This is a genomic window from Bacillus sp. GW823-FHT06A11 (genome assembly GCF_058795355.1).
Map to the genome: position 1 here is coordinate 906,918 of NZ_JBXAHS010000002.1, position 24,287 is coordinate 931,204.

The window sequence follows — 24,287 nt, forward strand, 5'->3', positions numbered from 1 at the left end:
CGATTTCACCTAGTTTTTTTGGTCAATATTTAATATAATATTTGAGGGGAGGTGAATGGAATGGCAGATGTTTTAGAACGCGTAACAAAAATCATCGTTGATCGTTTAGGAGTAGAAGAGACTGAGGTAGTACCAGCTGCAAGCTTCAAGGAAGATTTAGGAGCAGACTCCCTAGATGTAGTAGAACTTGTAATGCAATTAGAAGATGAATTCGAAATGGAAATTTCTGATGAAGATGCTGAAAAGATTGCTACTGTTGGCGATGCTGTGACTTACATAGAGAGTCATCTATAATGCTTAAGTGAAGTCCCGTTTTTTAGCGGGGCTTTCTGGCTTATATCTGGAGGGACCTATGCCGTACCGAAAATATAGAGAAAAAAAATACGAAACAAAATATCGTGAAGCATTTAAAGTGTTTCAAGAAAAGATAGGTATTACGTTTACAGATGAAAAATTATTGATTCAAGCATTTACGCATTCATCGTATGTGAATGAGCATCGAAAAAAACCGCATGAAGATAATGAGCGTCTTGAATTTCTTGGAGATGCAGTATTGGAACTTACTGTATCGCAGTATCTGTTTCAAAAATATCCGACAATGAGCGAAGGAGAGTTAACAAAACTACGTGCAGCTATTGTATGTGAGCCATCTCTTGTTCGTTTTGCGAACGAATTGTCATTTGGTAGCCTTGTTTTATTAGGAAAAGGTGAAGAAATGACAGGTGGACGTGAACGACCAGCTTTATTAGCGGATGTCTTTGAAGCGTTTATTGGTGCCCTTTATCTTGATCAAGGGTTAGAAACAGTTTGGGAATTCTTAAAAGAAATTGTATATCCGAAAATTAATGAGGGTGCTTTTTCTCATGTGATGGATTATAAGAGTCAGTTACAAGAATTGATTCAGCGTGATGGTAGTGGCAATGTTGAGTATCAAATTTTGCAAGAAAAAGGACCAGCTCACAATCGAGAATTTGTGTCACGTGTTACGTTAAATAACGTAGCTTTAGGTCTTGGTAGTGGTAAGTCGAAAAAAGAAGCAGAGCAACAAGCTGCTGCAGAAGCATTGAAAAAATTAAAAGAACAACTATAAGGAATCCCCCTTTGAATGAGGGGGATTCCTTGTGCATAGAATGAAACTTTCTTTTTGTTTGTAAATAAAAAGAAGGTAAATCCGTATAATAGCTTGTTTTTGTATAGAGAACATTTATAACGACGGAGAATAGGAGGAAGGCCTTTCGTGTTTTTAAAAAGATTAGAAATAGCAGGGTTTAAGTCTTTTGCTGAGCGTGTATCTGTTGATTTTGTCCCGGGTGTAACTTCTGTAGTAGGACCTAATGGAAGCGGGAAAAGTAATATTACTGATGCAATTCGCTGGGTACTTGGTGAACAATCTGCAAAATCATTACGTGGTGCAAAGATGGAGGATATTATTTTTGCAGGCAGTGATACGAGGAGAGCGGTTAATGTTGCTGAAGTAACAATAACTTTAAATAATGAAGATCAACGTTTACCAATTGAATACAATGAGGTGTGTGTAACACGTCGTGTATCTCGTTCAGGTGAAAGTGATTTTTATATTAATAAACAATCATGTAGATTGAAAGATATTATTGATTTATTTATGGACTCTGGTATGGGAAGAGAAGCTTTTTCAATTATTAGCCAGGGGAAAGTGGAAGAGATTTTAAGTAGTAAGTCAGAAGAGCGTCGAGGTGTATTTGAAGAAGCGGCAGGCGTACTAAAATACAAACTTCGCAAAAAGAAAGCTGAAGGAAAATTAGAAGAAACACAAGAAAACTTAAATCGTGTACAAGATATAATTCATGAATTAAGTAGTCAAGTAGAACCTTTAGAAAGACAAGCTTCTATTGCGAAAGATTATCTTGAGAATAAAGAAGAATTAGAGAAAGTAGAAGCTGCGCTTATTGTCCATGAAATTGAAGAATTGCATGAGAAATGGGAAGCACTTCGAAATCAGTTTGGGCATAATAAAAACGAAGAAGCTAAAATGTCAACGAATTTACAAAAAAGTGAAGAAGAACTTGAGGAATTACGAGGACAATTACAAGCGGTAGATGAGTCTGTAGACTCGTTGCAAGAGGTACTTCTTCTTTCTAGTAAAGAGCTAGAAAAACTAGAAGGGCAGCGCGAGTTGTTAAAAGAGAGAAAGCAAAATGCTACAACGCATTGTGTGCAACTTGAGCAGTTAATTGTTGAATTAACAGAGAAAGCTAAAATTTACGATGGTGAGATTGAGTCAAGTACAGAAGCTTTAATGCAATTTGTGAATGAAGTAAAAGAGTTGGAGCAAAAATTGCATGATAATGAGCAATTGCTTGCTACTTTTGCTGACAATTTAGAGGAACAGATTGAGAATTTAAAAGGTGACTATATTGAACTTTTAAATCAACAAGCTAGTCATCGCAATGAATTATCTATGATTGAAGAACAATCTAAACAGCAAACGTCTAAAAACGAGCGTCTAGATGAAGAGAATGCGAAATATGTAGAAATGCGTATGGAAATTACAGCGAAAAAGACGAAACTTGTAGAAAGTTACGAACAAGCGAAAGAAAAAGTAGCGGGCATTCTCTCAAACATACAGAAGACAGAGGCGGCACTTGGGAAATGTAAGACGCAGTATAGTGAAAATGAAACAAAACTATACCAAGCATACCAATTTGTGCAACAGGCACGTTCTCGAAAAGAAATGCTTGAAGAGATGCAAGAAGATTATTCTGGCTTCTATCAAGGTGTACGTGAAGTATTGAAAGCTAGAGAAAATAGGTTGCAAGGTATCGAGGGTGCTGTTGCGGAACTGTTAACGGTTCCGAAAGAATACGAAGTTGCAATGGAAATCGCTCTAGGTGCAGCGATGCAGCATATTGTTGTACAAACAGAGGAGCATGCTCGTAATGCGATTGCATTTTTAAAGCAAAATAAACATGGACGTGCAACGTTTTTACCGCAAGCTGTTATTAAAAGCAGATCGTTATCATTTGAGCAATTACGCATTGCAAATCAACACCCATCGTTTGTAGGTGTGGCGGCAGAACTTGTGCAGTACAACAATAAATATGAAAATGTAGTTTCAAATTTATTAGGTACTGTTATTGTTGCGAAAAATTTACGCGGAGCAAATGAGTTGGCGAAACAACTGCAATACCGTTATCGCATTGTAACAATTGAAGGTGACGTAGTGAATCCTGGCGGTTCTATGACTGGTGGGGCGGTAAAACAAGCGAAATCTTCTTTATTAGGACGCCAACGTGAACTGGAAGAGTGGACTCGCAAGTTAACTGATATGGAAGAAAAAACAACGAAGTTAGAAAACTTTGTTAAAGCAGTAAAACAAGAGATTCAAGAAAAAGAAGTGAAAATACGCGAACTAAGGCAAACTGTAGAAGTGGATCGTGTAGAAGAGCAGAAATTAAGAGAAGAGATTAATCGTTTAGAATTAGAAGAACATCGTATTAATGACCGCTTGTCTATTTATGATTTAGAGATTGAAGGGTTTTTACAAGATCGAGTAAAAATGCAAGGGCGTAAAGAGGAGTTAGAAGGGATTTTAGCGAATCTTCAAGCTGATATCACTGAGTTAGATAGTAAAATTGTAGCTTTAACAAAACAAAAAAGTGAGCAACATTCTTCGAAAGAAAAAGTTCAAAAAGAAATGACTGAATTAAAAGTGCTGGCAGCTGAAAAGCAACAACGCTTATCTAATCAAAAAGAAAAAGTTGAACGATTGACGAAGGAAAAAGAAGAAACGGATGCGACACTTGTAAAAACGAAAGAGGATTTAGCATTCTTAAAACAAGAAATGACATCTAATTCAAGTGGTGAAGAGCAAATTACGAATATGATTGAGAAGAAAGCGTATGATCGTAATCAAACTTCAGAATTAATTCGCTCTCGTCGTGAACAACGTGTATCGTTGCAAGAGAGAGTAGAACATTTAGAACGCAATTTGAAAGAAACGACAGGTAAACATAAATATATTCTTGAAATGTTGAAAGATCAAGAAGTGAGAATAAACCGACTTGATGTAGAGTTGGAAAATAGATTACAACATTTACGTGAAACATATACGATTTCATTTGAAGCGGCGAAACTAAAATATACAATGACAATGCCTGCAGAAGATGCGCGTAAGAAAGTAAAATTAATCAAATTATCCATAGAAGAGTTAGGTACAGTGAACCTAGGGGCAATTGATGAATATGAACGTGTAGCGGAGCGTCATACATTCTTACTAGAGCAGAGAGACGATCTAGAAGAAGCGAAAACGACATTGCACCAGCTTATTACCGAAATGGATGAAGAAATGAAAAAACGCTTTTCTACTACGTTTGAAGGCATTAGAATGGAGTTTCAATCGGTATTCTCTGAATTATTTGGAGGCGGTAGAGCGGATTTAGTAATGACTAATCCAGAGGATTTACTAAATACGGGTATTGATATTGTAGCACAACCGCCAGGGAAGAAATTGCAGAACTTAGGTTTACTTTCAGGTGGAGAGCGTGCTTTAACGGCAATTGCGCTTTTATTTGGTATTTTAAAAGTGCGCCCAGTACCGTTCTGTGTACTAGATGAGGTAGAGGCCGCCCTTGATGAAGCGAATGTAGCTCGTTTTGCACAGTATTTAAAGAAATTTAGTGATGAGACGCAGTTTATTGTAATTACACATAGAAAAGGTACAATGGAAGAGTCTGATGTGTTGTACGGTGTAACAATGCAAGAATCAGGGGTATCTAAACTTGTTTCGGTTCGTTTAGATGCCGGAGAAGAACTTATTGCAAGTGAATAGGAAGGATGGGAAAGTATGAGTTTTTTTAAAAAACTAAAAGAAAAAATTTCAAAACAAACGGATACAGTTACAGAGAAATTTAAACACGGATTAGAAAAAACTAGAAATTCATTTGCGGATAAAGTGAATGATTTAGTGTATCGTTACCGTAAAGTGGACGAAGATTTCTTCGAAGAGTTAGAAGAAATCTTAATTGGTGCAGACGTTGGCGTTGCGACGGTAATGGAATTAATTGATCAATTGAAAGAAGAAGTACAACGTCGTAACATTCAAGATCCAAAAGAAGTACAAGCTGTTATTTCAGAAAAACTAGTGGGAATTTACAAAGGTGACAGCGATTTTAGTAACGAAATTAATATGCAAGAGGACCAATTAACGGTTGTTTTATTTGTTGGTGTTAACGGTGTAGGAAAAACGACAACAATTGGTAAACTGGCGCATAAGTTTAAATCAGAAGGTAAGTCAGTCCTATTGGCAGCAGGAGACACATTCCGTGCTGGGGCGATTGAACAATTAGAAGTATGGGGCGATCGTGTTGGTGTAGAAGTGATTAAACAAGGATCTGGATCTGATCCAGCGGCGGTTATGTATGACGCTGTACAAGCTGCGAAAGCACGTAAGGTAGATGTATTACTATGTGACACAGCAGGGCGCTTGCAAAATAAAGTAAACTTAATGAAAGAGTTAGAGAAGGTGAAGCGTGTAATTGAGCGTGAAGTACCAGGTGCTCCTCATGAAGTATTGCTTGTTATTGATGCAACAACAGGACAAAACGGTTTAAGCCAAGCGAAAACATTCCGGGAGGCAACGAATGTAACTGGTATTGTTTTAACGAAGTTAGATGGAACTGCTAAAGGTGGTATTGTATTAGCGATTCGTAATGAAATGGATGTACCGGTGAAGTTTGTTGGATTAGGAGAGCAAATGGATGATTTGCAGCAGTTTGATCCAGAACAATATGTGTATGGTTTATTTGCGAACTTAGTAGAAACAGAAGAAGTATAAGCGAAAGAAGCGGTATTTCCGCTTCTTTTTCTATAAAAATATATGATGTTAAGAAAAAAACTTGACACTCTTTTGGACTCCATGTAAACTAATTCATGTAAAGGGAAATCACTTAACAAAGGATGATCCAACATGCTCGAAAAAACAACGAGAATGAACTATTTATTTGATTTTTATCAATCGTTGTTAACGCAAAAACAAAGAAGTTATATGTCGCTTTATTATCTAGATGATTTATCTCTTGGTGAAATTGCGGAAGAATTTGATGTAAGTCGCCAAGCCGTGTATGATAACATTAAACGGACTGAAGCGATGCTTGAAGAATATGAAGAAAAATTAGTATTACTTCAAAAGTTTCAAGAGCGACAGCGACTTGTTGCAAAGCTAAAACAGCTAATCAGCGAAGAAGAGCATGTGAATGAAGAAATGAAACAAGTTGTTGAAGCTATCGAAAAATTAGATTAGGAGGGCGGCAATATGGCATTTGAAGGATTAGCCGACCGACTTCAACAGACAATGCAAAAAATCCGCGGCAAAGGAAAAGTTTCTGAAGCCGATGTGAAAGAAATGATGAGAGAAGTTCGTCTAGCTCTTTTAGAAGCAGATGTTAACTTTAAAGTAGTAAAAGATTTTGTGAAGCGTGTGTCTGAACGTGCTGTCGGACAAGATGTAATGAAAAGTTTGACACCTGGACAACAAGTAATTAAAGTTGTACAGGAAGAACTTACAGAACTTATGGGCGGAATGCAAAGCAAAATTGCTGTTGCTAATAAGCCACCGACTGTTATTATGATGGTTGGTCTGCAAGGTGCGGGTAAAACAACGACGACAGGTAAGCTTGCGAATTTGCTTCGTAAAAAGCATAATCGTAAACCGATGCTTGTTGCAGCTGATATTTACCGTCCAGCAGCAATTAAACAGCTTGAAACATTAGGGAAGCAATTGGACATGCCTGTATTTTCTTTAGGAGATCAAGTAAGTCCTGTTGAAATTGCGAAACAAGCGATTGCAAAAGCAAAAGAAGATCATCATGATTATGTTTTAATCGATACAGCGGGTCGCCTGCATATTGATGAAGAACTAATGGATGAATTAGCGAAAGTTAAAGAAGTTGCGAAACCGGATGAAATTTTCCTTGTTGTCGATGCGATGACGGGACAAGACGCGGTAAATGTTGCACAAAGTTTCCATGAACAGTTAGGTTTAACAGGTGTTGTATTAACGAAATTAGATGGTGATACGCGCGGTGGTGCTGCATTATCTATTAAGGCTGTAACAAACACACCGATTAAATTTGCAGGTATGGGTGAAAAACTAGATGCAATTGAAGCGTTCCATCCAGAGCGTATGGCATCCCGTATTTTAGGGATGGGCGATGTCTTAACATTGATTGAAAAAGCGCAAGCTACAGTTGATGAAGAGAAAGCAAAAGAACTTGAGCAAAAAATGCGTACGCTTTCGTTTACGCTTGACGATTTCCTAGAACAACTTGGACAAGTGCGTCAACTTGGGCCGCTTGATGAATTGTTAGGAATGCTTCCTGGTGCAAATAAAATTAAAGGGCTGAAAAATGCGCAAGTTGATGAAAAACAAATTGGGCATATTGAGGCAATTATTCGTTCTATGACTAAATTAGAACGAGAACAACCGGAAATAATCAATGCTAGTCGCAAAAAGCGCATTGCCAAAGGTAGCGGTACAACTGTACAAGAAATCAATCGTCTAATCAAACAATTCGATGACATGAAAAAAATGATGAAGACGATGACTGGAATGCAAAAAGGCAAGAAAAAAGGACTAGGTGGATTGAAGTTTCCATTCATGTAAGGAAAAAAAGATGGCTCTGTTAAGAAAAAATACTTTACAAAGCAATAGTCTTTTTGCTAATATAATTATCTGTGTGAAATAAATTCGGAGGTGCTTTATAAATGGCAGTTAAAATTCGTTTAAAACGTATGGGAGCTAAAAAAACTCCTTTCTATCGTGTAGTTGTTGCAGATTCTCGTTCTCCTCGTGACGGACGTTTCATTGAGGAAATCGGAACTTACAATCCAGTTGCTCAACCAGCTGAAGTTAAGATCAACGAAGAAGCAGCATTAAAATGGTTAGGAAATGGTGCTAAACCATCTGATACAGTTCGTAACTTATTCTCTAACCAAGGTATCATGGAGAAATTCCACTTATCTAAACAAGGTAAGTAATTGAGGCAATGACTATGAAGAAGTTAGTCGAGACGATTGTCAAGCCTCTTGTCGATCATCCTGAAGATGTAAAAGTTACACAGGAACTTTACAACAGAGAGATAAAGTATCGATTAACTGTACATCCTGAGGATGTTGGAAAAGTCATTGGAAAGCAAGGGAGAGTTGCGAAAGCGATTCGAATGCTCTTGTATTCAGTGGGACATCATAATGATGAGAAAGTAACACTGGAAATTCAATAAACGTAAAAAGGGCGAGGAGTTATTCCTCTCCCTTTTTTAACATTTAAATAGAGATTGCATGTTCCATATATGAAATGGAGATGCTTAATTTATATAGAAACCAGGGGTGACATACTATTTATGACAAAATGGTTTAACGTAGGGAAAATTGTAAATACTCATGGCGTAAGAGGAGAAATCCGTGTTATTTCTCGTACTGATTTTCCAGAAGAGCGATATAAAGTAGGAAACACACTATACATATCGAATGAGAAAGACACAGACTACCTTCCGGTGAAGGTAACTTCTCATCGCCAACATAAGACATTCGATTTATTAACATTTGAAGGATATAACAATGTAGATGAAGTAGAGAAGTTTAAAGGTTCTTTAATAAAAGTACCAGAAGAGCAGTTAGGCGAACTTGCTGAAGGTGAATACTACTATCACGAAATTATTGGTTGCAGCGTTGTAACGGAAGAAGGAGAAGCGCTAGGGACAATCAAAGAAATTCTCTCTCCTGGTGCAAATGATGTTTGGGTGATTAAACGTCCGAAGGGTCAAGATCTTTTAATTCCTTATATTGATGACGTTGTACTTCAAGTTAATATTGAAAATAAATTAGTAACCATTCATGTAATGGAAGGGTTGCTATAATGAAAATTGATATTTTAACGTTGTTCCCAGACATGTTTACCGGTGTATTTGGATCTTCTATATTAAAGAAGGCGCAAGAAAAAGAAGCGGTAAACCTTCGTGTTGTTAACTTTCGTGATTATACAACAAGTAAGCATAATAGCGTAGACGATTATCCTTACGGCGGAGGAGCTGGTATGGTGCTTACTCCTCAGCCTATTTTTGATGCTGTAGAAGATTTGACGAAAGAGACAGAGCGTAAGCCGAGAGTTGTCTTAATGTGTCCGCAGGGCGAAAGATTTACGCAGAAGAAAGCGGAAGAGCTTGCAGAGGAAGAACATTTGATCTTTGTATGTGGGCATTATGAAGGGTATGACGAACGAATTCGTGAGCATCTCGTAACGGATGAGATTTCTATTGGTGACTATGTATTAACGGGCGGAGAATTAGCTTCTATGGTTATTACTGATAGTGTTGTACGTCTCTTGCCAGGCGTGCTAGGAAATCATGCTTCACAAGTGGAGGATTCGTTTAGTACAGGTTTATTAGAGCATCCTCATTATACACGTCCGGCTGATTTTCGTGGTATGAAGGTACCGGATGTATTAATGTCAGGGAATCATAAAAATATTGACGAATGGCGACATAAGGAATCTTTGCGCCGTACGTATACGCGTAGACCTGATTTGTTAGATGATAGAGATCTATCTAAACAAGAGAAAAAATGGCTTGAGGAAATAAAGCGAGAGCAGTAATAACTTCATATATTTGCTATTGCAACAGGCCTAGTAATATGCTATTATAACATTTGTGCTACTGAAATCAGTAGCCGTATTAACGATGTTCCGCTGTAATTTATTAAGACTTTATAAGAGCATCTGTTTAAAGGAGAGAATTTAATATGCAACAATTAATCGCAGAAATTACAAAAGGCCAATTAAAAACTGACCTTCCTTCATTCCGTCCTGGTGACACTTTACGTGTACACGTAAAAGTTGTTGAGGGAACTCGTGAAAGAATTCAGCTTTTCGAAGGTGTTGTAATTAAACGTCGTGGTGGCGGAATTAGTGAAACATTCACAGTTCGTAAGATTTCTTACGGTGTAGGTGTTGAGCGTACATTCCCAGTTCACACGCCAAGAATCGCGAAAATCGAAGTACTTCGCCGTGGTAAAGTACGTCGTGCTAAGCTATACTACTTACGTAACCTTCGCGGTAAAAAAGCACGTATTAAAGAAATTCGATAAGACATGTATGGGAGCTTGTAAATGCACAAGCTCCCTTTTTCCAATCTATATGAAATTTTGGTATAATACGAACAGCTTACATAACCGTGGAGGGGAAATGCATGAAAAAAGAGAAGAGTTCACTTTGGGAATGGATTAAAGCAATTTTGATTGCTGTTGTATTAGCTGGTGTTATTAGACAGTTTTTCTTTGCTCCAATTCTCGTAGACGGGGTATCGATGGCACCTACTTTACATGATCGTGATCGAATGATTGTGAATAAAATTGGTTATCACATTGGAGATCCAAAACGCTTTGATATTATCGTATTTCGAGCAACAGAAGATAAAGATTACATTAAGCGCATTATAGGCCTGCCAGGCGATGAAATAGAGTATCGTAATGATAAACTGTATGTTAACGGAAAGGCTTATGAGGAGCCGTATTTAGACAAGCAGAAAAAGCAAATTGCTGACGGACCGCTTACATATGATTTTAATCTTGAAGAAATGACAGGCAAGAAAACTGTTCCAAAAGATCAATTATTTGTTTTAGGTGATAATCGTCGTTTTAGTAAAGATAGCCGTTCAATCGGTACGATTTCAAAGGATCAAGTAATTGGTAAAGCCAATATGTTATATTGGCCGTTAGAAGACGCACGTATTGTGAAATAAATGAAAAAGAAGGTGGCAACATGGTAATTCAATGGTTTCCAGGGCATATGGCGAAGGCTAGACGCCAAGTAACGGAGAAATTAAAATTAATTGATGTTGTAATTGAGCTTGTAGATGCTCGATTACCATTATCATCTCGAAACCCAATGATTGATGAAATCATTACACATAAGCCGAGGCTTGTTGTTTTAAATAAAGCGGATATGGCAGATGATCGTTTAACAAAACAATGGATCGCATATTTTAAAGAAAAAGGCCATATGGCAATTTCGATTAATGCGCAAGCTGGACAAGGTATGAAAGAAATTGCAGCAGCTTGTAAAGTGCTTGTTAAAGAAAAATTTGATAAAATGGTTGCAAAAGGTATTAGACCGAGAGCGATTCGCGCATTAATTGTAGGTATACCAAATGTTGGTAAATCTACATTAATTAATAAATTGGCAAAGAAAAATATTGCTAAAACAGGAGATCGTCCAGGTGTGACAACAGCTCAACAATGGATTAAAGTTGGGAAGGAAATGGAATTGTTAGATACGCCAGGTATTCTGTGGCCTAAATTTGAAGATCAATTAGTGGGTCTTCGCTTAGCGACGACGGGTGCAATTAAAGATTCAATTTTAAATTTACAAGATGTAGCTGTTTACGCATTACGTTTTATGGAGAAACATTATCCAGAACGCTTGAAAGAACGCTACAATTTAAATGAGATTCCAGAAGATATTGTGGAATTATTCGATGCAATTGGAAAAAATAGAGGCTGCTTAATGGGCGGCGGAATGATTGATTATGATAAGACATCTGAGCTTGTACTTCGTGAGCTTCGTGGTGGCAAACTTGGAAAAATGACGTTTGAAACACCGGAAGAGTTTGCAGAGCAAGTAGAAGATGTGGAAAAAATAGAAGAAGTATAAGACGTGCGTTTGTGCGTCTTTTCTTTTTGGATACGTTTAAAAAGGAGCTTGTATAAATGCAAACAATGACGATAAAAGAAGCGGAAAATGTATTGGAAGAAATTATGAATGAAGAAGATGATCGCTTTCAACTGTTAATGAAAGATGAGCGAAAAGGCGTTCAAAAGCTCGTTTTGAAGTGGTATAAACAAAAAGAGTTAGAACAGAAAGAAAAAGAGAAGTTTTTTGAAATGTCCAAGTATGAAAATGCTTTGCGTGAAAAAGGGGTCACGTATATCGCGGGTATTGATGAAGTAGGGCGCGGGCCATTGGCTGGGCCTGTTGTGACGGCAGCTGTCGTTCTTCCTGAGGATTTTTATATTCCAGGGTTAAATGACTCAAAAAAGCTGAGTGAAGCGAAACGTGAGCGTTTTTATGATGAAATAAAAGTACAAGCGATTGCAATTGGAGTTGGAATTGTATCACCGCAAGTTATTGATGAAATTAATATTTACCAAGCAACGAAACAAGCGATGTTAGATGCTGTTGCAAATTTATCTTATACACCCCAACATTTATTAATTGATGCGATGAAGCTTCCCACACCAATTCCGCAAACTTCAATTATTAAAGGTGATGCGAAAAGTGTTTCGATTTCAGCTGCATCCATTATCGCAAAAGTAACGAGAGATCGTATGATGAAAGAACTGGGAGAGAAGTATCCTGAATACGGATTTGAGCAACATATGGGATATGGCACAAAGCAACATTTAGAGGCAATTGAAGTGCATGGAGTATTAGAGGAACACCGAAAGTCATTCGCGCCAATTAAAGATATGATTCAAAAATAAGCTGTAAATATACAGCTTATTTTTTATTTTGGCATATAAACATTACTATTTCCGAAAAAGAATAAAGCGATTTCAGTTTTCTGACACTTTATTGTAGACAGCGTGCCAATCATCTTATACAATGGCAATGTAATGTTTTTTAAACATTAAAAAACTTTTCGAGTAAAACAGGAAAACAGGGGAGGATGGGACCATGAATATCCATGAGTATCAAGGTAAGGCAGTCCTTAGAAGCTATGGGGTTAGCGTTCCGAACGGGAAGGTTGCATTTACAGTAGAAGAAGCTGTAGAAGCAGCGAAAGAATTAGGAACAGATGTATGTGTAGTGAAAGCACAAATTCACGCTGGTGGACGCGGCAAAGCTGGCGGAGTAAAAGTTGCAAAAAATTTAGATGAAGTTCGTACATATGCAGAAAGCATTTTAGGAACTACACTTGTGACACATCAAACAGGTCCTGAAGGTAAGGAAGTAAAACGCTTACTTATCGAAGAAGGTTGCGATATTAAAAAAGAATATTATGTAGGTCTAGTTTTAGATCGTGCAACTTCTCAAGTTGTTTTAATGGCTTCTGAAGAAGGCGGAACAGAAATTGAAGAAGTAGCAGAAAAAACACCTGAAAAAATCTTTAAAGAATATATTGATCCGGCAGTAGGCTTACAAGGTTTCCAAGCGCGCCGAATTGCATTTAACATCAATATTCCAAAAGAGCTTGTAGGACAAGCTGTGAAGTTTATGATGGGCTTATACCGTGCGTTTATTGAAAAAGATTGCTCTATCGCTGAGATTAACCCACTTGTTACAACAGGTGAAGGTAAAGTTATGGCACTAGATGCAAAATTAAACTTTGATTCCAATGCGTTATATCGCCATAAAGACATTTTAGAGCTTCGTGATCTTGACGAAGAAGATGCAAAAGAAATTGAAGCTTCAAAATACGACTTAAACTACATTCCTTTAGATGGAAATATCGGTTGTATGGTTAATGGTGCAGGTTTAGCGATGGCTACAATGGATATCATTAAACATTACCACGGTGACCCAGCTAACTTCTTAGATGTTGGTGGCGGTGCAACTGCTGAAAAAGTTACAGAAGCATTCAAAATTATCCTTTCTGACAAAAATGTAAAAGGTATCTTCGTTAACATTTTTGGTGGCATTATGAAGTGTGATGTTATTGCAGAAGGTGTTATTGAAGCAACGAAACAGGTAGGTCTTGAGTTACCTTTAGTTGTACGTCTTGAAGGTACAAACGTAGAACTAGGTAAGAAAATTTTAAATGAGTCTGGCTTAAATATTGTTGCAGCAGAATCTATGGCAGACGGTGCACAAAAAATTGTTTCACTAGTGGGCTAATAGAAAGCGGGGGAGAAAAATGAGCGTATTAGTTAATAAAGATACAAAAGTTATTGTTCAAGGTATTACAGGTTCTCAAGGTTTATTCCATACAAAACAAATGATTGAATACGGTACGAAAATTGTCGGTGGTGTAACGCCAGGTAAAGGTGGCACTGATATTGAAGGTGTACCAGTATTTGATACTGTAGAAGATGCAGTGAAAGCAACAGGCGCAAACGCTTCAGTTGTATACGTTCCACCCGCTTTTGCGGCTGATGCAATTATGGAAGCAGTTGATGCAGAAATTGATTTAGTAGTATGTATTACTGAAGGAATTCCTGTATTAGATATGGTAAACGTAAAGAGATATATGGCTGGTAAACATACACGTTTACTTGGACCAAACTGCCCAGGTGTTATCACGCCTGATGAATGTAAAATCGGTATTATGCCAGGATACATTCATAAAAAAGGTCATGTAGGTATCGTATCGCGCTCTGGTACTTTAACGTATGAAGCTGTACATCAGTTAACACAAGAAGGTATTGGACAATCTACTGCTGTAGGTATCGGCGGGGACCCTGTTAACGGTACAGACTTTATTGATGCGTTAAAAGCATTTAATGAAGATGAAGAAACACATGCTGTAATTATGATTGGTGAAATCGGCGGTACAGCAGAAGAAGAGGCAGCTGAATGGGTAAAAGCTAATATGACAAAACCTGTTGTAGGCTTCATTGGTGGTCAAACAGCGCCTGCTGGCAAACGTATGGGCCATGCTGGTGCAATCATTTCTGGCGGTAAAGGAACTGCTGCTGAAAAGATTAAAACAATGGAAGCTTGTGGCATTAAAGTAGCTGAAACTCCAGCAGTTATGGGAGAAACGCTAATCTCTGTTTTAAAAGAAAAAGGTTTATTTGAGACTTGCAAAAACTATTAATCTGTTGAAAAGACACCCTCTTACTTGAGGGTGTCTTTTTACACTTTTTCTGTTTACATAATAAAAATTATGGGTAAGGAGAATTGAGATGAAAAGAGAGCGATTATTACATCTTCATTACTTGCTAGCAGATTATTGGAAAGCGATGGAGAGGCTACTATATGTCGATCCAGAATTAAAGAACATATATACTTTTAACGAAAAACAAATGGAATACTACACTGGAATATCCTCGAAAAAATCTTCAGAACTAGTGAAATTTCTTCAAAGTTCAAATCTTCCGCAATATATATCTTATTTAGAGAAAAATCGTATTTTTTATATAACGATATGGGATGAAAATTATCCGCAATTATTACGTGAAATACAAGATCCTCCCTTCGTTTTATATGGAAAAGGAGAGAAAGATTTTCTCAATAAAGTAAATAAATTAGCAGTTGTTGGAACGAGAGAACCATCATTATATGGTCATGAGAGTTTGAAGTTTATTTTACACCCTTTATTAGAAAGAGAGTGGCTTATTGTCAGTGGGTTTGCAAAAGGGATAGATACAATGTCTCATGAGATTACAGTAAGGCATCATTGCCCGACTATTGCGATATTAGGGCACGGATTGTCGTTTATGTATCCGAAAGAAAATAGACATTTATATGAAATGTGGAAGGAATATATATTGTTATTGACAGAGTATCCTCCGCACTATGCACCGAAAAAATGGTATTTTCCAAAAAGGAACCGGATTGTTAGTGGTATAAGTAAAGGTGTTTTAGTTGTAGAAGCCAAATCGAGAAGTGGAACACTTATTACTGCAGACCTTGCGTTAGAGCAAAATAGAGAGGTGTTTGCGCTTCCTGGACCTATATTTATAGAGGGGGCATCGGGAACGAATCATCTTATTCAACAAGGAGCAAAATTAGTAAGAAATGCAGAAGATATCTTGGAGGAGATTTTAAATTAACCTTATATTTTTAAATTTTTATTAAACAATTATTGACAAATGGTAGATTGGCACTGTATGGTATATTCATTCTTGATTGACAAAAACAAGAGAAATCAATAAGATTAATGAAGACTTGAATCCACCTCTTAAGGAGGCACTAGCATGTCAGATTACCTCGTAATCGTGGAGTCGCCTTCTAAGGCGAAGACCATTGAGAAATATTTAGGGAAAAAATACAAAGTTGTCGCGTCTATGGGACATGTTCGCGATTTGCCAAAAAGTCAAATGGGGATAGAAGTAAAGAACAACTTCACCCCGAAGTATATTACCATTCGTGGTAAAGGTCCCGTCTTAAAGGATTTAAAATCAGCGGCGAAAAAAGCAAAGAAAGTTTATCTCGCGGCCGATCCAGACCGCGAAGGGGAAGCGATTGCTTGGCATTTAGCGAATACGTTAAATGTGGACGTTGAATCAGATTGTCGGGTTGTGTTTAATGAGATTACGAAAGATGCAATCAAAGAATCATTTAAACATCCTCGCGCAATTAATATGGATTTAGTAGATGCACAACAAGCAAGACGCATACTTGATCGTCTTGTTGGTTACAATATTAGTCCTTTATTATGGAAGAAAGTAAAAAAAGGATTAAGTGCAGGGCGTGTACAATCTGTAGCAGTTCGTTTAATCATCGAACGTGAAAAGGAAATTCAAAGCTTTGAACCTGAAGAATTCTGGACAATTAAAACAGAATTTGTAAAAGGAAAAGACACATTTGAAGCAAGTTTTTACGGTGTAGATGGTGAAAAAGTTCAATTAACGAATGAAACGCAAGTGAATGAAATAATTGAACAGATGAAAGACAATGCGTTTTCAGTTGAAAATGTAACGCGCAAAGAGCGAAAACGTAATCCTGCATTACCGTTTACAACATCTTCCTTGCAACAAGAAGCAGCACGTAAGTTAAATATGCGAGCAAAGAAAACGATGATGCTTGCACAGCAATTGTATGAAGGGATAGATCTTGGAAAACAAGGAACTGTAGGTCTTATTACGTATATGAGAACTGATTCAACACGTATCTCAGAAACAGCTCAAACAGAGGCACGTACTTACATCACTGAAGCGTATGGTACGGAATACATAGGAACAGAAAAGAAGAAAGAATCGAAAAAGTCAAATGCACAAGATGCACATGAGGCAATTCGTCCTACTTCGGTAATGAGAAAGCCAGAGGAACTGAAAAGTTTCTTAAGTCGTGATCAACTTCGATTATATAAATTGATTTGGGAGCGATTTGTTGCAAGTCAAATGGCGTCTGCTATAATGGATACTGTGACAGCGAGACTCATTAATAACAATGTTCAGTTCCGTGCAAGTGGATCGGTTGTAAAGTTCCCAGGATTTATGAAAGTGTATGTAGAGTCGAAAGATGATGGTGCGGAAGAAAAGGATAAGATGTTGCCGCCTTTAGAAGTAGGGGAAACTGTATTTTCAAAGGATTTAGAACCGAAGCAACATTTTACACAACCTCCTCCGCGCTATACAGAGGCCCGTCTAGTAAGAACACTTGAAGAACTTGGAATTGGAAGACCGTCGACTTATGTACCTACACTTGAAACGATTCAAAAACGTGGATATGTAGGTTTGGATAATAAACGCTTCGTTCCGACTGAACTTGGTGAAATAGTAATTGAACTTATTTTAGAGTTTTTCCCAGAAATTATTAACATTGAATTTACTGCCAATATGGAGCAAAGCCTTGATGAAGTAGAAGAAGGAAATGCCAATTGGGTGAAAATTGTTGATGATTTCTACGTAGGATTTGAACCGCGCTTAGAAAAAGCGGAAAAAGAAATGCGTGAAGTGGAAATTAAAGATGAGCCAGCTGGGGAAGACTGTGAATTATGCGGACATTCAATGGTCTTTAAAATGGGTAAATACGGGAAGTTTATGGCTTGTTCGAATTTCCCTGATTGTCGTAATACAAAAGCGATTGTGAAAGAAATCGGTGTAACTTGTCCGAAATGTGAAGAAGGACAAATTATTGAGCGTCGCAGTAACAAAAAGAAACGTCTTTTCTATGGATGCGGTACGTATCCAGAGTGTGACTTTGTATCTTGGGATAAGCCAATTGGTCGTAAATGTCCGAAGTGTGAAGGCATGCTTGTAGAGAAAAAGTTAAAAAAAGGCGTGCAAGTACAATGTATTTCGTGCGATTATGAAGAAGAACAACAAATGTGAGCGTAACTGCTCACATTTTTTTCGGGAAGAAAAGGAAAGGTGATATAAATGACAACACAAGTAGTAAACGTCATTGGCGCAGGTCTTGCAGGAAGTGAAGCAGCTTACCAAATTGCAAAACGTGGTGTCCAAGTTAGATTATATGAAATGAGGCCGGTAAGGCAAACACCAGCTCATCACACAGATAAATTTGCTGAATTAGTATGTAGTAACTCACTTCGTGCAAACACTTTAACAAATGCAGTTGGAGTTATTAAAGAGGAAATGCGTTTAATGGATTCTGTAATTATTCGTGCGGCAGACGAGTGCTCTGTACCAGCTGGAGGTGCTTTAGCTGTAGACCGTCATGAGTTCGCAGCTAAAGTAACAGAATACGTAAAAAACCATCCGAATGTAACTGTAGTGAACGAAGAGCTTACTGAAATTCCAGAAGGACCAACAATTATTGCAACAGGTCCACTTACATCTCCTGATCTTGCTGCACAATTAAAAGAACTAACAGGTGAAGATTATTTCTATTTCTACGATGCGGCAGCACCAATCGTAGAAAAAGACAGCATTGACATGAATAAAGTATATTTAAAATCGCGTTATGACAAAGGTGAAGCTGCATATTTAAATTGCCCAATGACAGAAGAAGAGTTTGACCGTTTTTATGAGGCTTTAATTGCTGCTGAGACAGTGCCTTTAAAAGAGTTTGAAAAAGAAATTTTCTTTGAAGGTTGTATGCCAGTAGAAGTTATGGCAAGTAGAGGGAGACAGACGCTAGTATTTGGACCTATGAAACCTGTTGGATTGGAAGATCCAAAAACAGGAAAAACGCCATATGCTGTTGTTCAGTTGCGTCAAGATGATGCAGCGGGAACTTTATACAATATCGTAGGTTTCCAAACGCATTTAAAATGGGGACCACAAAAAGAAGTGCTACAGTTAATTCCGGGACTGGAAAATGCAGAGATTGTACGTTATGGTGTAATGCATCGTAATACGTTTATTAATTCACCTAATTTGCTTCGTCCAACATATCAATATAAACAACGTGATGATTTATTCTTCGCTGGTCAAATGACTGGAGTAGAGGGATATGTTGAATCAGCAGCATCAGGATTATTAGCGGGAATTAATGCTGCACGTCTTGTGCAAGGTGAAGAGCCAGTTGTATTACCGTCAGTAACTGCAATGGGTAGCATGGCAAATTACATTACGGCAACGAATGCTAAAAACTTCCAACCGATGAATGCGAACTTTGGTCTATTTGCACCGTTAGAGAAAAAGATCAAAAAGAAAGCGGAACGAAATGAAGCATACGCAACACGCGCTTTAGAAACAATTCAAAATTTTGTAAATATTTAGTTAAATTTCTTGCAAAGGCTACTAAGTTGTGATACGATTTAGTAGCCTTTATTGAGGTGAGTTGTGTGAATGTGAAGAAATTGTTACAATTATTCGTTGGATATTTACAAATTGAAAGAAATTATTCAAAATATACAATTGCAAGTTATCAAAATGATTTAGAACATTTTGTGCAATTTATGGAGCGAGAAGGCATATCCTCTTTTTTAGACGTTACATACGCGGATGTTCGTTTGTACTTAACGACGTTGCACGATGAAAAGTTAGCCCGTAAATCTGTCGCAAGAAAAGTATCAAGCTTACGAAGTTTATATCGTTTTTTGATGCGTGAAGGTTATCGAAAAGATAATCCGTTTGCACTTGCGTCACTCCCCAAAAAAGAATTGTCAATCCCAAAGTTTTTATATGCTGAAGAGTTAGAGAAATTATTTGAAGTTTCTGACACAGGAACACCATTAGGCCAAAGGAATCAAGCTTTATTAGAGATGATGTATGCGACTGGAATCCGTGTGAGTGAATGTGTCAATTTACAACTTACCGATATTGACTTTGCGGTGGGAACAATTTTAGTAATGGGAAAAGGAAAAAAACAAAGGTATATTCCGTTCGGAAGCTATGCGCAAGATTCTTTAATTACTTATATAGAGAATGGGAGAAAACAGTTAGTTAATAAGACTGACGAAGACTCTCGTATGGTATTTTTAAATGCGAAAGGTACACCGCTAACAAGTCGTGGAGTACGTTATGTTTTAAATGAACTCATTAAAAAGGCGTCACTGACAATGCGGATAAGTCCCCATATGTTAAGGCATACATTTGCTACACACATGTTAGATGAAGGGGCGGATTTACGTACTGTACAGGAGCTATTAGGTCATGAGAATTTGTCGACTACACAAATTTATACGCATGTCTCTAAAGAAAGATTGCGTTCTGTTTACATGAAGCATCACCCGCGGGCATAAATTGCTTTAAAAGCTATAAAAACAAATAAAGGAGTTTTTTCTATGGGGAATTTCCACGCTACAACGATATTTGCAGTTCATCATAATGGAGAATGTGCAATGGCTGGAGATGGTCAGGTGACAATGGGAAATGCTGTTGTAATGAAACATACAGCTCGTAAAGTTCGCAGACTTTTCCAAGGTAAAGTTTTAGCTGGTTTTGCAGGTTCAGTTGCTGATGCATTTACTCTTTTTGAAATGTTTGAAGGAAAATTAGAAGAGTATAATGGCAACTTGCAGCGTGCTGCTGTTGAAATGGCAAAACAATGGCGTGGCGATAAAATGTTACGTCAACTAGAAGCAATGCTCATTGTCATGGATAAAACAACTATGCTTCTTGTTTCAGGTACAGGAGAAGTGATTGAACCGGATGATGGTATTTTAGCAATTGGATCTGGTGGAAATTATGCGCTTTCTGCAGGTCGTGCTTTAAAGCAATATGCAAGTGAACACTTAACAGCGAAACAAATTGCGAAAGCGAGTTTAGAGATTGCTGGTGATATTTGTGTTTATACGAATCACAACATAATTGTTGAAGAATTGTAGAATCGTAAGGGAGGCATTTTATATGCATTTACATTTTACTCCGCGCCAAATTGTGGAAAAATTAGATCAATATATCATCGGTCAAAAAGACGCAAAGAAAGCGGTTGCTGTAGCGTTGAGAAATCGATACCGTCGCAGTAAATTAGCTGAAAATTTACGTGATGAAATAGCACCTAAAAACATTTTGATGATTGGACCGACAGGTGTTGGGAAAACAGAGGTAGCACGACGAATGGCGAAACTCGTTGGAGCACCTTTTATTAAGGTTGAGGCTACAAAATTCACAGAAGTTGGATATGTGGGTAGAGATGTAGAGTCGATGGTACGTGACCTTGTGGAAACATCGGTTCGTATCGTAAAAGAAGAAATGGTAGTGAAAGTTCAAGATAAAGCAGAAGAGCAAGCGAATCAACGTCTTGTTGAAATTTTAGTACCGAGTCCGGAGAAGCAATCTGGATTTAAAAATCCATTAGAGATGCTTTTTGGGGGCGCTCAAAATTCGAGTCAAACGTCTGATACACAAGAAGATGGTGAAATCGAAAAGAAACGTCAAGATGTGGAGAGAAAGCTTGCTGCAGGGCTTCTTGAAGAAGAGATTGTATCGATTGAAGTGACTGAGCAACAGTCGTCAATGTTTGATATGTTACAAGGAACTGGCATGGAGCAAATGGGAATGAATTTCCAAGATGCGTTAGGGAGTTTTATGCCGAAAAAAACAAAAAAACGTAAACTTTCTGTAAAAGAAGCAAGAAAACTCTTGACAAATGAAGAGGCACAGCGCTTAATTGATATGGATGAAGTTACACAAGAGGCTGTTTATCGTGCTGAACAGCTCGGGATTATTTTTATTGATGAAATTGACAAAATTGCTGGTAAGCAGTCGAATAGCGTAGATGTATCACGTGAAGGTGTGCAACGTGACATTTTGCCTATTGTAGAAGGGTCGAATGTTGCGACAAAATACGGATCAGTAAAAACGGATTATATTTTATTCGTTGCAGCTGGAGCGTTCCATATGTCTAAACCGTCGGATTTAATTCCGGAATTGCAAGGGAGATTTCCGATTCGAGTAGAATTAACAAAATTATCGACAGACGATTTTGTTAAAATATTAATCGAGCCTGACAATGCGTTAATTAAACAATATATGGCATTATTAGCGACCGAAGGTATAGAAATTGAATTTTCAGACGAAGCTATTCGTAAGATTGCTGAGATTGCTTATCAAGTTAATCAGGATACAGATAATATTGGAGCAAGAAGACTTCATACGATTATGGAGAAGCTCCTTGAAGATTTATCGTTTGAAGCATCTGAAATTACGTTAGAGAAAATAACGATAACCCCTCAATACGTTGAGGAGAAATTAGCAACAATTGCTAAAAATAAAGATGTGAGCCAGTTTATTTTGTAATAGTGTCATCAGGTGACTCGCCCTAGTTTCCAAGTGATGAAAAAATATGTGAGTAACATGTAGGAGGAACTTTTGAAATGGAATTATTAGCAAAAACAAGAAAATTAAATGCGTTATTACAGAGCGCAGCAGGGAAGCCTGTAAACTTTAGAGAAATGTCTGACACAATGTGTGAAGTAATCGAAGCAAACGTATTCGTAGTTAGTCGTCGTGGTAAATTACTAGGTTATGCAATTCACCAACAAATCGAAAACGAACGCATGAAGCAAATGCTTGCAGAACGTCAATTCCCAGAAGAATATACACAAAGCTTATTCAACATTACAGAAACATCTTCAAACTTAGATGTGAACAGTGCTTACACAGCATTCCCGGTAGAAAACAGAGAATTATTTGGTCAAGGTTTAACTACAATCGTACCAATCGTTGGTGGTGGTGAGCGTCTAGGTACATTAGTATTAGCTCGTCTTGGTCAAGAGTTCTTAGATGACGATTTAATCCTTGCTGAGTACAGCTCAACTGTTGTAGGCATGGAAATCTTACGTGAAAAAGCAGAAGAAATCGAAGAGGAAGCACGTAGTAAAGCTGTTGTTCAAATGGCGATCAGCTCATTATCTTACAGTGAGTTAGAAGCAATTGAGCATATCTTCGAAGAATTAAATGGAACAGAAGGTTTACTTGTTGCAAGTAAAATTGCTGATCGTGTAGGAATTACTCGTTCTGTAATCGTAAATGCACTACGTAAATTAGAAAGTGCTGGTGTAATTGAGTCTCGCTCTTTAGGTATGAAAGGAACATACATTAAAGTGCTAAACGACAAGTTTCTACAGGAACTTGCTAAATTAAAAACAAACTAATTTATAAAAAACTCTCCTCGATCGAGGAGAGTTTTTTTTGTGCAATGGATTGATGGCGCTTGTGAAAAGTGCCATAAGCGTGTTTTCTGGAAAAACTATTAATTGTGTTTTACTTTTTTGCTTAAAAGAAATGAAGGTTGGTAATACTAGAATTCGAGTATGAACAAAGAAAGTTTTACATTGTTCGCATTTTCGACTTGATTGTAATATTTCAGTATGATATAGTAAGCAGTGGTGTCAGTACAAAGTACACACGTTTACTGATTTAAGTGTTGGTGCTACGTTTGTAGTTTCGCTTAGAGATGAAGTAAACGGAGGATATCAAAAACCATTTAGGAGGAACTATATTATGTCAGTAATTTCTATGAAGCAATTGCTTGAAGCTGGTGTTCATTTCGGACATCAAACTCGTCGTTGGAACCCAAAAATGAAGCGTTACATTTTCACAGAGCGTAACGGTATCTACATCATCGACTTACAAAAAACTGTGAAAAAAGTTGAGGAAGCTTACAGAACGATGCGCGACATCGCTGCTGAAGGTGGAGACATCTTATTCGTAGGTACTAAAAAACAAGCACAAGAAGCTATTAAAGAAGAAGCAACTCGTGCTGGTATGTACTTCGTTAACCAACGTTGGTTAGGCGGAACTTTAACAAACTTCCAAACAATCCAAAAGCGTATCAAGCGTCTTAAAGACATCGAAAGAATGCAAGAAGATGGTACTTTCGAAGTACTTCCTAAGAAAGAAGTTGTTCAACTTAAAAAAGAGTTAGAGCGTCTTGAGAAATTCTTAGGCGGTATTAAAGATATGAAAGGTCTTCCAAGTGCATTATTCGTAGTAGACCCTCGTAAAGAGCGTATTGCAGTTGCTGAAGCACGCAAATTACACATTCCAATCATCGGTATCGTTGATACAAACTGTGATCCAGACGAAATCGATCACGTTATCCCAGCAAACGATGATGCAATTCGTGCTGTAAAACTTCTTACATCTAAAATGGCAGACGCGATCCTTGAAGCAAAACAAGGTGAAGAAACTGTTACTGCGTAACAAAGTTGGAAAGGTGATAAGGGGTTCGGCCTTTTATCACCTTTTTTAAGGTATAAACACCTTTATAAAAGGTATAAATACATATTTTAGGAGGA

24 protein-coding genes are annotated in these 24,287 nt (G+C 37.5%); all 24 read left to right on the plus strand.

Going from position 1 to position 24,287, the window contains the following annotated elements:
* The first annotated feature begins 60 nt into the window (after nucleotides 1-60).
* The gene (gene acpP, locus AC1Q8L_RS13310; RefSeq protein ID WP_000786062.1) at nucleotides 61-294 is read left to right on the plus strand and encodes an acyl carrier protein; all 234 of its coding nucleotides are present in this window, start codon (nucleotides 61-63) and stop codon (nucleotides 292-294) included.
* Between the two features lie 58 nt (nucleotides 295-352).
* Entirely contained in the window at nucleotides 353-1,090 is a 738-nt protein-coding gene (rncS, locus tag AC1Q8L_RS13315; protein ID WP_001146875.1) for a ribonuclease III, read from the plus strand.
* A gap of 147 nt (nucleotides 1,091-1,237) precedes the next feature.
* Complete coding sequence (gene smc / locus AC1Q8L_RS13320) at nucleotides 1,238-4,807, plus strand: chromosome segregation protein SMC (RefSeq protein WP_000478998.1); 3,570 nt, start codon at nucleotides 1,238-1,240, stop codon at nucleotides 4,805-4,807.
* Between the two features lie 15 nt (nucleotides 4,808-4,822).
* Nucleotides 4,823-5,812, plus strand: a complete 990-nt coding sequence (ftsY, locus tag AC1Q8L_RS13325) for a signal recognition particle-docking protein FtsY (protein WP_000007642.1) — start codon at nucleotides 4,823-4,825, stop codon at nucleotides 5,810-5,812.
* A gap of 132 nt (nucleotides 5,813-5,944) precedes the next feature.
* Complete coding sequence (locus AC1Q8L_RS13330; protein WP_000891062.1) at nucleotides 5,945-6,277, plus strand: putative DNA-binding protein; 333 nt, start codon at nucleotides 5,945-5,947, stop codon at nucleotides 6,275-6,277.
* Nucleotides 6,278-6,289: 12 nt separating this feature from the next.
* The gene (gene ffh / locus AC1Q8L_RS13335; protein ID WP_492339442.1) at nucleotides 6,290-7,639 is read left to right on the plus strand and encodes a signal recognition particle protein; all 1,350 of its coding nucleotides are present in this window, start codon (nucleotides 6,290-6,292) and stop codon (nucleotides 7,637-7,639) included.
* A gap of 101 nt (nucleotides 7,640-7,740) precedes the next feature.
* The gene (gene rpsP / locus AC1Q8L_RS13340) at nucleotides 7,741-8,013 is read left to right on the plus strand and encodes a 30S ribosomal protein S16 (protein ID WP_000268750.1); all 273 of its coding nucleotides are present in this window, start codon (nucleotides 7,741-7,743) and stop codon (nucleotides 8,011-8,013) included.
* Between the two features lie 14 nt (nucleotides 8,014-8,027).
* Complete coding sequence (locus AC1Q8L_RS13345) at nucleotides 8,028-8,255, plus strand: KH domain-containing protein (protein ID WP_000737400.1); 228 nt, start codon at nucleotides 8,028-8,030, stop codon at nucleotides 8,253-8,255.
* Between the two features lie 120 nt (nucleotides 8,256-8,375).
* On the plus strand, nucleotides 8,376-8,891 hold the full coding sequence (gene rimM, locus AC1Q8L_RS13350) for a ribosome maturation factor RimM (protein ID WP_000170272.1): 516 nt from the start codon (nucleotides 8,376-8,378) through the stop codon (nucleotides 8,889-8,891).
* A complete protein-coding gene (gene trmD, locus AC1Q8L_RS13355; protein WP_000686899.1) occupies nucleotides 8,891-9,625 on the plus strand; it encodes a tRNA (guanosine(37)-N1)-methyltransferase TrmD in 735 nt (244 codons plus the stop codon). Before rimM ends, trmD begins: the two co-directional genes overlap by 1 nt.
* A gap of 146 nt (nucleotides 9,626-9,771) precedes the next feature.
* Nucleotides 9,772-10,116, plus strand: a complete 345-nt coding sequence (gene rplS, locus AC1Q8L_RS13360; RefSeq protein ID WP_001186516.1) for a 50S ribosomal protein L19 — start codon at nucleotides 9,772-9,774, stop codon at nucleotides 10,114-10,116.
* Between the two features lie 101 nt (nucleotides 10,117-10,217).
* On the plus strand, nucleotides 10,218-10,769 hold the full coding sequence (gene lepB, locus AC1Q8L_RS13365) for a signal peptidase I (protein ID WP_000711852.1): 552 nt from the start codon (nucleotides 10,218-10,220) through the stop codon (nucleotides 10,767-10,769).
* Between the two features lie 20 nt (nucleotides 10,770-10,789).
* A complete protein-coding gene (gene ylqF / locus AC1Q8L_RS13370; RefSeq protein WP_000236702.1) occupies nucleotides 10,790-11,680 on the plus strand; it encodes a ribosome biogenesis GTPase YlqF in 891 nt (296 codons plus the stop codon).
* Nucleotides 11,681-11,736: 56 nt separating this feature from the next.
* The gene (gene rnhB, locus AC1Q8L_RS13375; protein ID WP_001194259.1) at nucleotides 11,737-12,510 is read left to right on the plus strand and encodes a ribonuclease HII; all 774 of its coding nucleotides are present in this window, start codon (nucleotides 11,737-11,739) and stop codon (nucleotides 12,508-12,510) included.
* A gap of 193 nt (nucleotides 12,511-12,703) precedes the next feature.
* Nucleotides 12,704-13,864: an ADP-forming succinate--CoA ligase subunit beta gene (sucC, locus tag AC1Q8L_RS13380; RefSeq protein ID WP_001020790.1), complete on the plus strand. Its 1,161-nt coding sequence runs from the start codon at nucleotides 12,704-12,706 to the stop codon at nucleotides 13,862-13,864.
* 19 nt (nucleotides 13,865-13,883) lie between these two features.
* A complete protein-coding gene (gene sucD / locus AC1Q8L_RS13385) occupies nucleotides 13,884-14,786 on the plus strand; it encodes a succinate--CoA ligase subunit alpha (protein ID WP_000115178.1) in 903 nt (300 codons plus the stop codon).
* An 88-nt stretch (nucleotides 14,787-14,874) separates the two neighbouring features.
* Nucleotides 14,875-15,744, plus strand: coding sequence for a DNA-processing protein DprA (dprA, locus tag AC1Q8L_RS13390; RefSeq protein ID WP_000818046.1), 870 nt, complete (start codon nucleotides 14,875-14,877; stop codon nucleotides 15,742-15,744).
* Between the two features lie 144 nt (nucleotides 15,745-15,888).
* The gene (topA, locus tag AC1Q8L_RS13395) at nucleotides 15,889-17,967 is read left to right on the plus strand and encodes a type I DNA topoisomerase (protein WP_492339443.1); all 2,079 of its coding nucleotides are present in this window, start codon (nucleotides 15,889-15,891) and stop codon (nucleotides 17,965-17,967) included.
* A gap of 48 nt (nucleotides 17,968-18,015) precedes the next feature.
* Complete coding sequence (gene trmFO, locus AC1Q8L_RS13400) at nucleotides 18,016-19,320, plus strand: FADH(2)-oxidizing methylenetetrahydrofolate--tRNA-(uracil(54)-C(5))-methyltransferase TrmFO (protein WP_000213006.1); 1,305 nt, start codon at nucleotides 18,016-18,018, stop codon at nucleotides 19,318-19,320.
* Between the two features lie 65 nt (nucleotides 19,321-19,385).
* On the plus strand, nucleotides 19,386-20,285 hold the full coding sequence (xerC, locus tag AC1Q8L_RS13405; protein ID WP_001101247.1) for a tyrosine recombinase XerC: 900 nt from the start codon (nucleotides 19,386-19,388) through the stop codon (nucleotides 20,283-20,285).
* A 42-nt stretch (nucleotides 20,286-20,327) separates the two neighbouring features.
* The gene (gene hslV, locus AC1Q8L_RS13410; RefSeq protein WP_000526274.1) at nucleotides 20,328-20,870 is read left to right on the plus strand and encodes an ATP-dependent protease proteolytic subunit HslV; all 543 of its coding nucleotides are present in this window, start codon (nucleotides 20,328-20,330) and stop codon (nucleotides 20,868-20,870) included.
* Between the two features lie 22 nt (nucleotides 20,871-20,892).
* On the plus strand, nucleotides 20,893-22,284 hold the full coding sequence (hslU, locus tag AC1Q8L_RS13415; protein ID WP_000550085.1) for an ATP-dependent protease ATPase subunit HslU: 1,392 nt from the start codon (nucleotides 20,893-20,895) through the stop codon (nucleotides 22,282-22,284).
* A gap of 77 nt (nucleotides 22,285-22,361) precedes the next feature.
* Nucleotides 22,362-23,141 (plus strand): GTP-sensing pleiotropic transcriptional regulator CodY, encoded by a 780-nt coding sequence (codY, locus tag AC1Q8L_RS13420; protein ID WP_000421290.1) that lies wholly within the window; start codon nucleotides 22,362-22,364, stop codon nucleotides 23,139-23,141.
* A 349-nt stretch (nucleotides 23,142-23,490) separates the two neighbouring features.
* Nucleotides 23,491-24,192: a 30S ribosomal protein S2 gene (rpsB, locus tag AC1Q8L_RS13425; protein WP_000111485.1), complete on the plus strand. Its 702-nt coding sequence runs from the start codon at nucleotides 23,491-23,493 to the stop codon at nucleotides 24,190-24,192.
* Nucleotides 24,193-24,287: the final 95 nt, after the last annotated feature.

Excerpts from the sequence above, each read along its gene's own strand:
- acpP (WP_000786062.1), top strand. The coding sequence starts at position 61 with ATGGCAGATGTTTTAGAACGCGTAACAAAAATCATCGTTGATCGTTTA.
- rncS (WP_001146875.1), top strand. The coding sequence starts at position 353 with ATGCCGTACCGAAAATATAGAGAAAAAAAATACGAAACAAAATATCGT.
- ftsY (WP_000007642.1), top strand. The coding sequence starts at position 4,823 with ATGAGTTTTTTTAAAAAACTAAAAGAAAAAATTTCAAAACAAACGGAT.
- AC1Q8L_RS13330 (WP_000891062.1), top strand. The coding sequence starts at position 5,945 with ATGCTCGAAAAAACAACGAGAATGAACTATTTATTTGATTTTTATCAA.
- ffh (WP_492339442.1), top strand. The coding sequence starts at position 6,290 with ATGGCATTTGAAGGATTAGCCGACCGACTTCAACAGACAATGCAAAAA.
- rpsP (WP_000268750.1), top strand. The coding sequence starts at position 7,741 with ATGGCAGTTAAAATTCGTTTAAAACGTATGGGAGCTAAAAAAACTCCT.
- AC1Q8L_RS13345 (WP_000737400.1), top strand. The coding sequence starts at position 8,028 with ATGAAGAAGTTAGTCGAGACGATTGTCAAGCCTCTTGTCGATCATCCT.
- rimM (WP_000170272.1), top strand. The coding sequence starts at position 8,376 with ATGACAAAATGGTTTAACGTAGGGAAAATTGTAAATACTCATGGCGTA.
- trmD (WP_000686899.1), top strand. The coding sequence starts at position 8,891 with ATGAAAATTGATATTTTAACGTTGTTCCCAGACATGTTTACCGGTGTA.
- rplS (WP_001186516.1), top strand. The coding sequence starts at position 9,772 with ATGCAACAATTAATCGCAGAAATTACAAAAGGCCAATTAAAAACTGAC.
- lepB (WP_000711852.1), top strand. The coding sequence starts at position 10,218 with ATGAAAAAAGAGAAGAGTTCACTTTGGGAATGGATTAAAGCAATTTTG.
- ylqF (WP_000236702.1), top strand. The coding sequence starts at position 10,790 with ATGGTAATTCAATGGTTTCCAGGGCATATGGCGAAGGCTAGACGCCAA.
- rnhB (WP_001194259.1), top strand. The coding sequence starts at position 11,737 with ATGCAAACAATGACGATAAAAGAAGCGGAAAATGTATTGGAAGAAATT.
- sucC (WP_001020790.1), top strand. The coding sequence starts at position 12,704 with ATGAATATCCATGAGTATCAAGGTAAGGCAGTCCTTAGAAGCTATGGG.
- sucD (WP_000115178.1), top strand. The coding sequence starts at position 13,884 with ATGAGCGTATTAGTTAATAAAGATACAAAAGTTATTGTTCAAGGTATT.
- dprA (WP_000818046.1), top strand. The coding sequence starts at position 14,875 with ATGAAAAGAGAGCGATTATTACATCTTCATTACTTGCTAGCAGATTAT.
- topA (WP_492339443.1), top strand. The coding sequence starts at position 15,889 with ATGTCAGATTACCTCGTAATCGTGGAGTCGCCTTCTAAGGCGAAGACC.
- trmFO (WP_000213006.1), top strand. The coding sequence starts at position 18,016 with ATGACAACACAAGTAGTAAACGTCATTGGCGCAGGTCTTGCAGGAAGT.
- hslV (WP_000526274.1), top strand. The coding sequence starts at position 20,328 with ATGGGGAATTTCCACGCTACAACGATATTTGCAGTTCATCATAATGGA.
- hslU (WP_000550085.1), top strand. The coding sequence starts at position 20,893 with ATGCATTTACATTTTACTCCGCGCCAAATTGTGGAAAAATTAGATCAA.
- codY (WP_000421290.1), top strand. The coding sequence starts at position 22,362 with ATGGAATTATTAGCAAAAACAAGAAAATTAAATGCGTTATTACAGAGC.
- rpsB (WP_000111485.1), top strand. The coding sequence starts at position 23,491 with ATGTCAGTAATTTCTATGAAGCAATTGCTTGAAGCTGGTGTTCATTTC.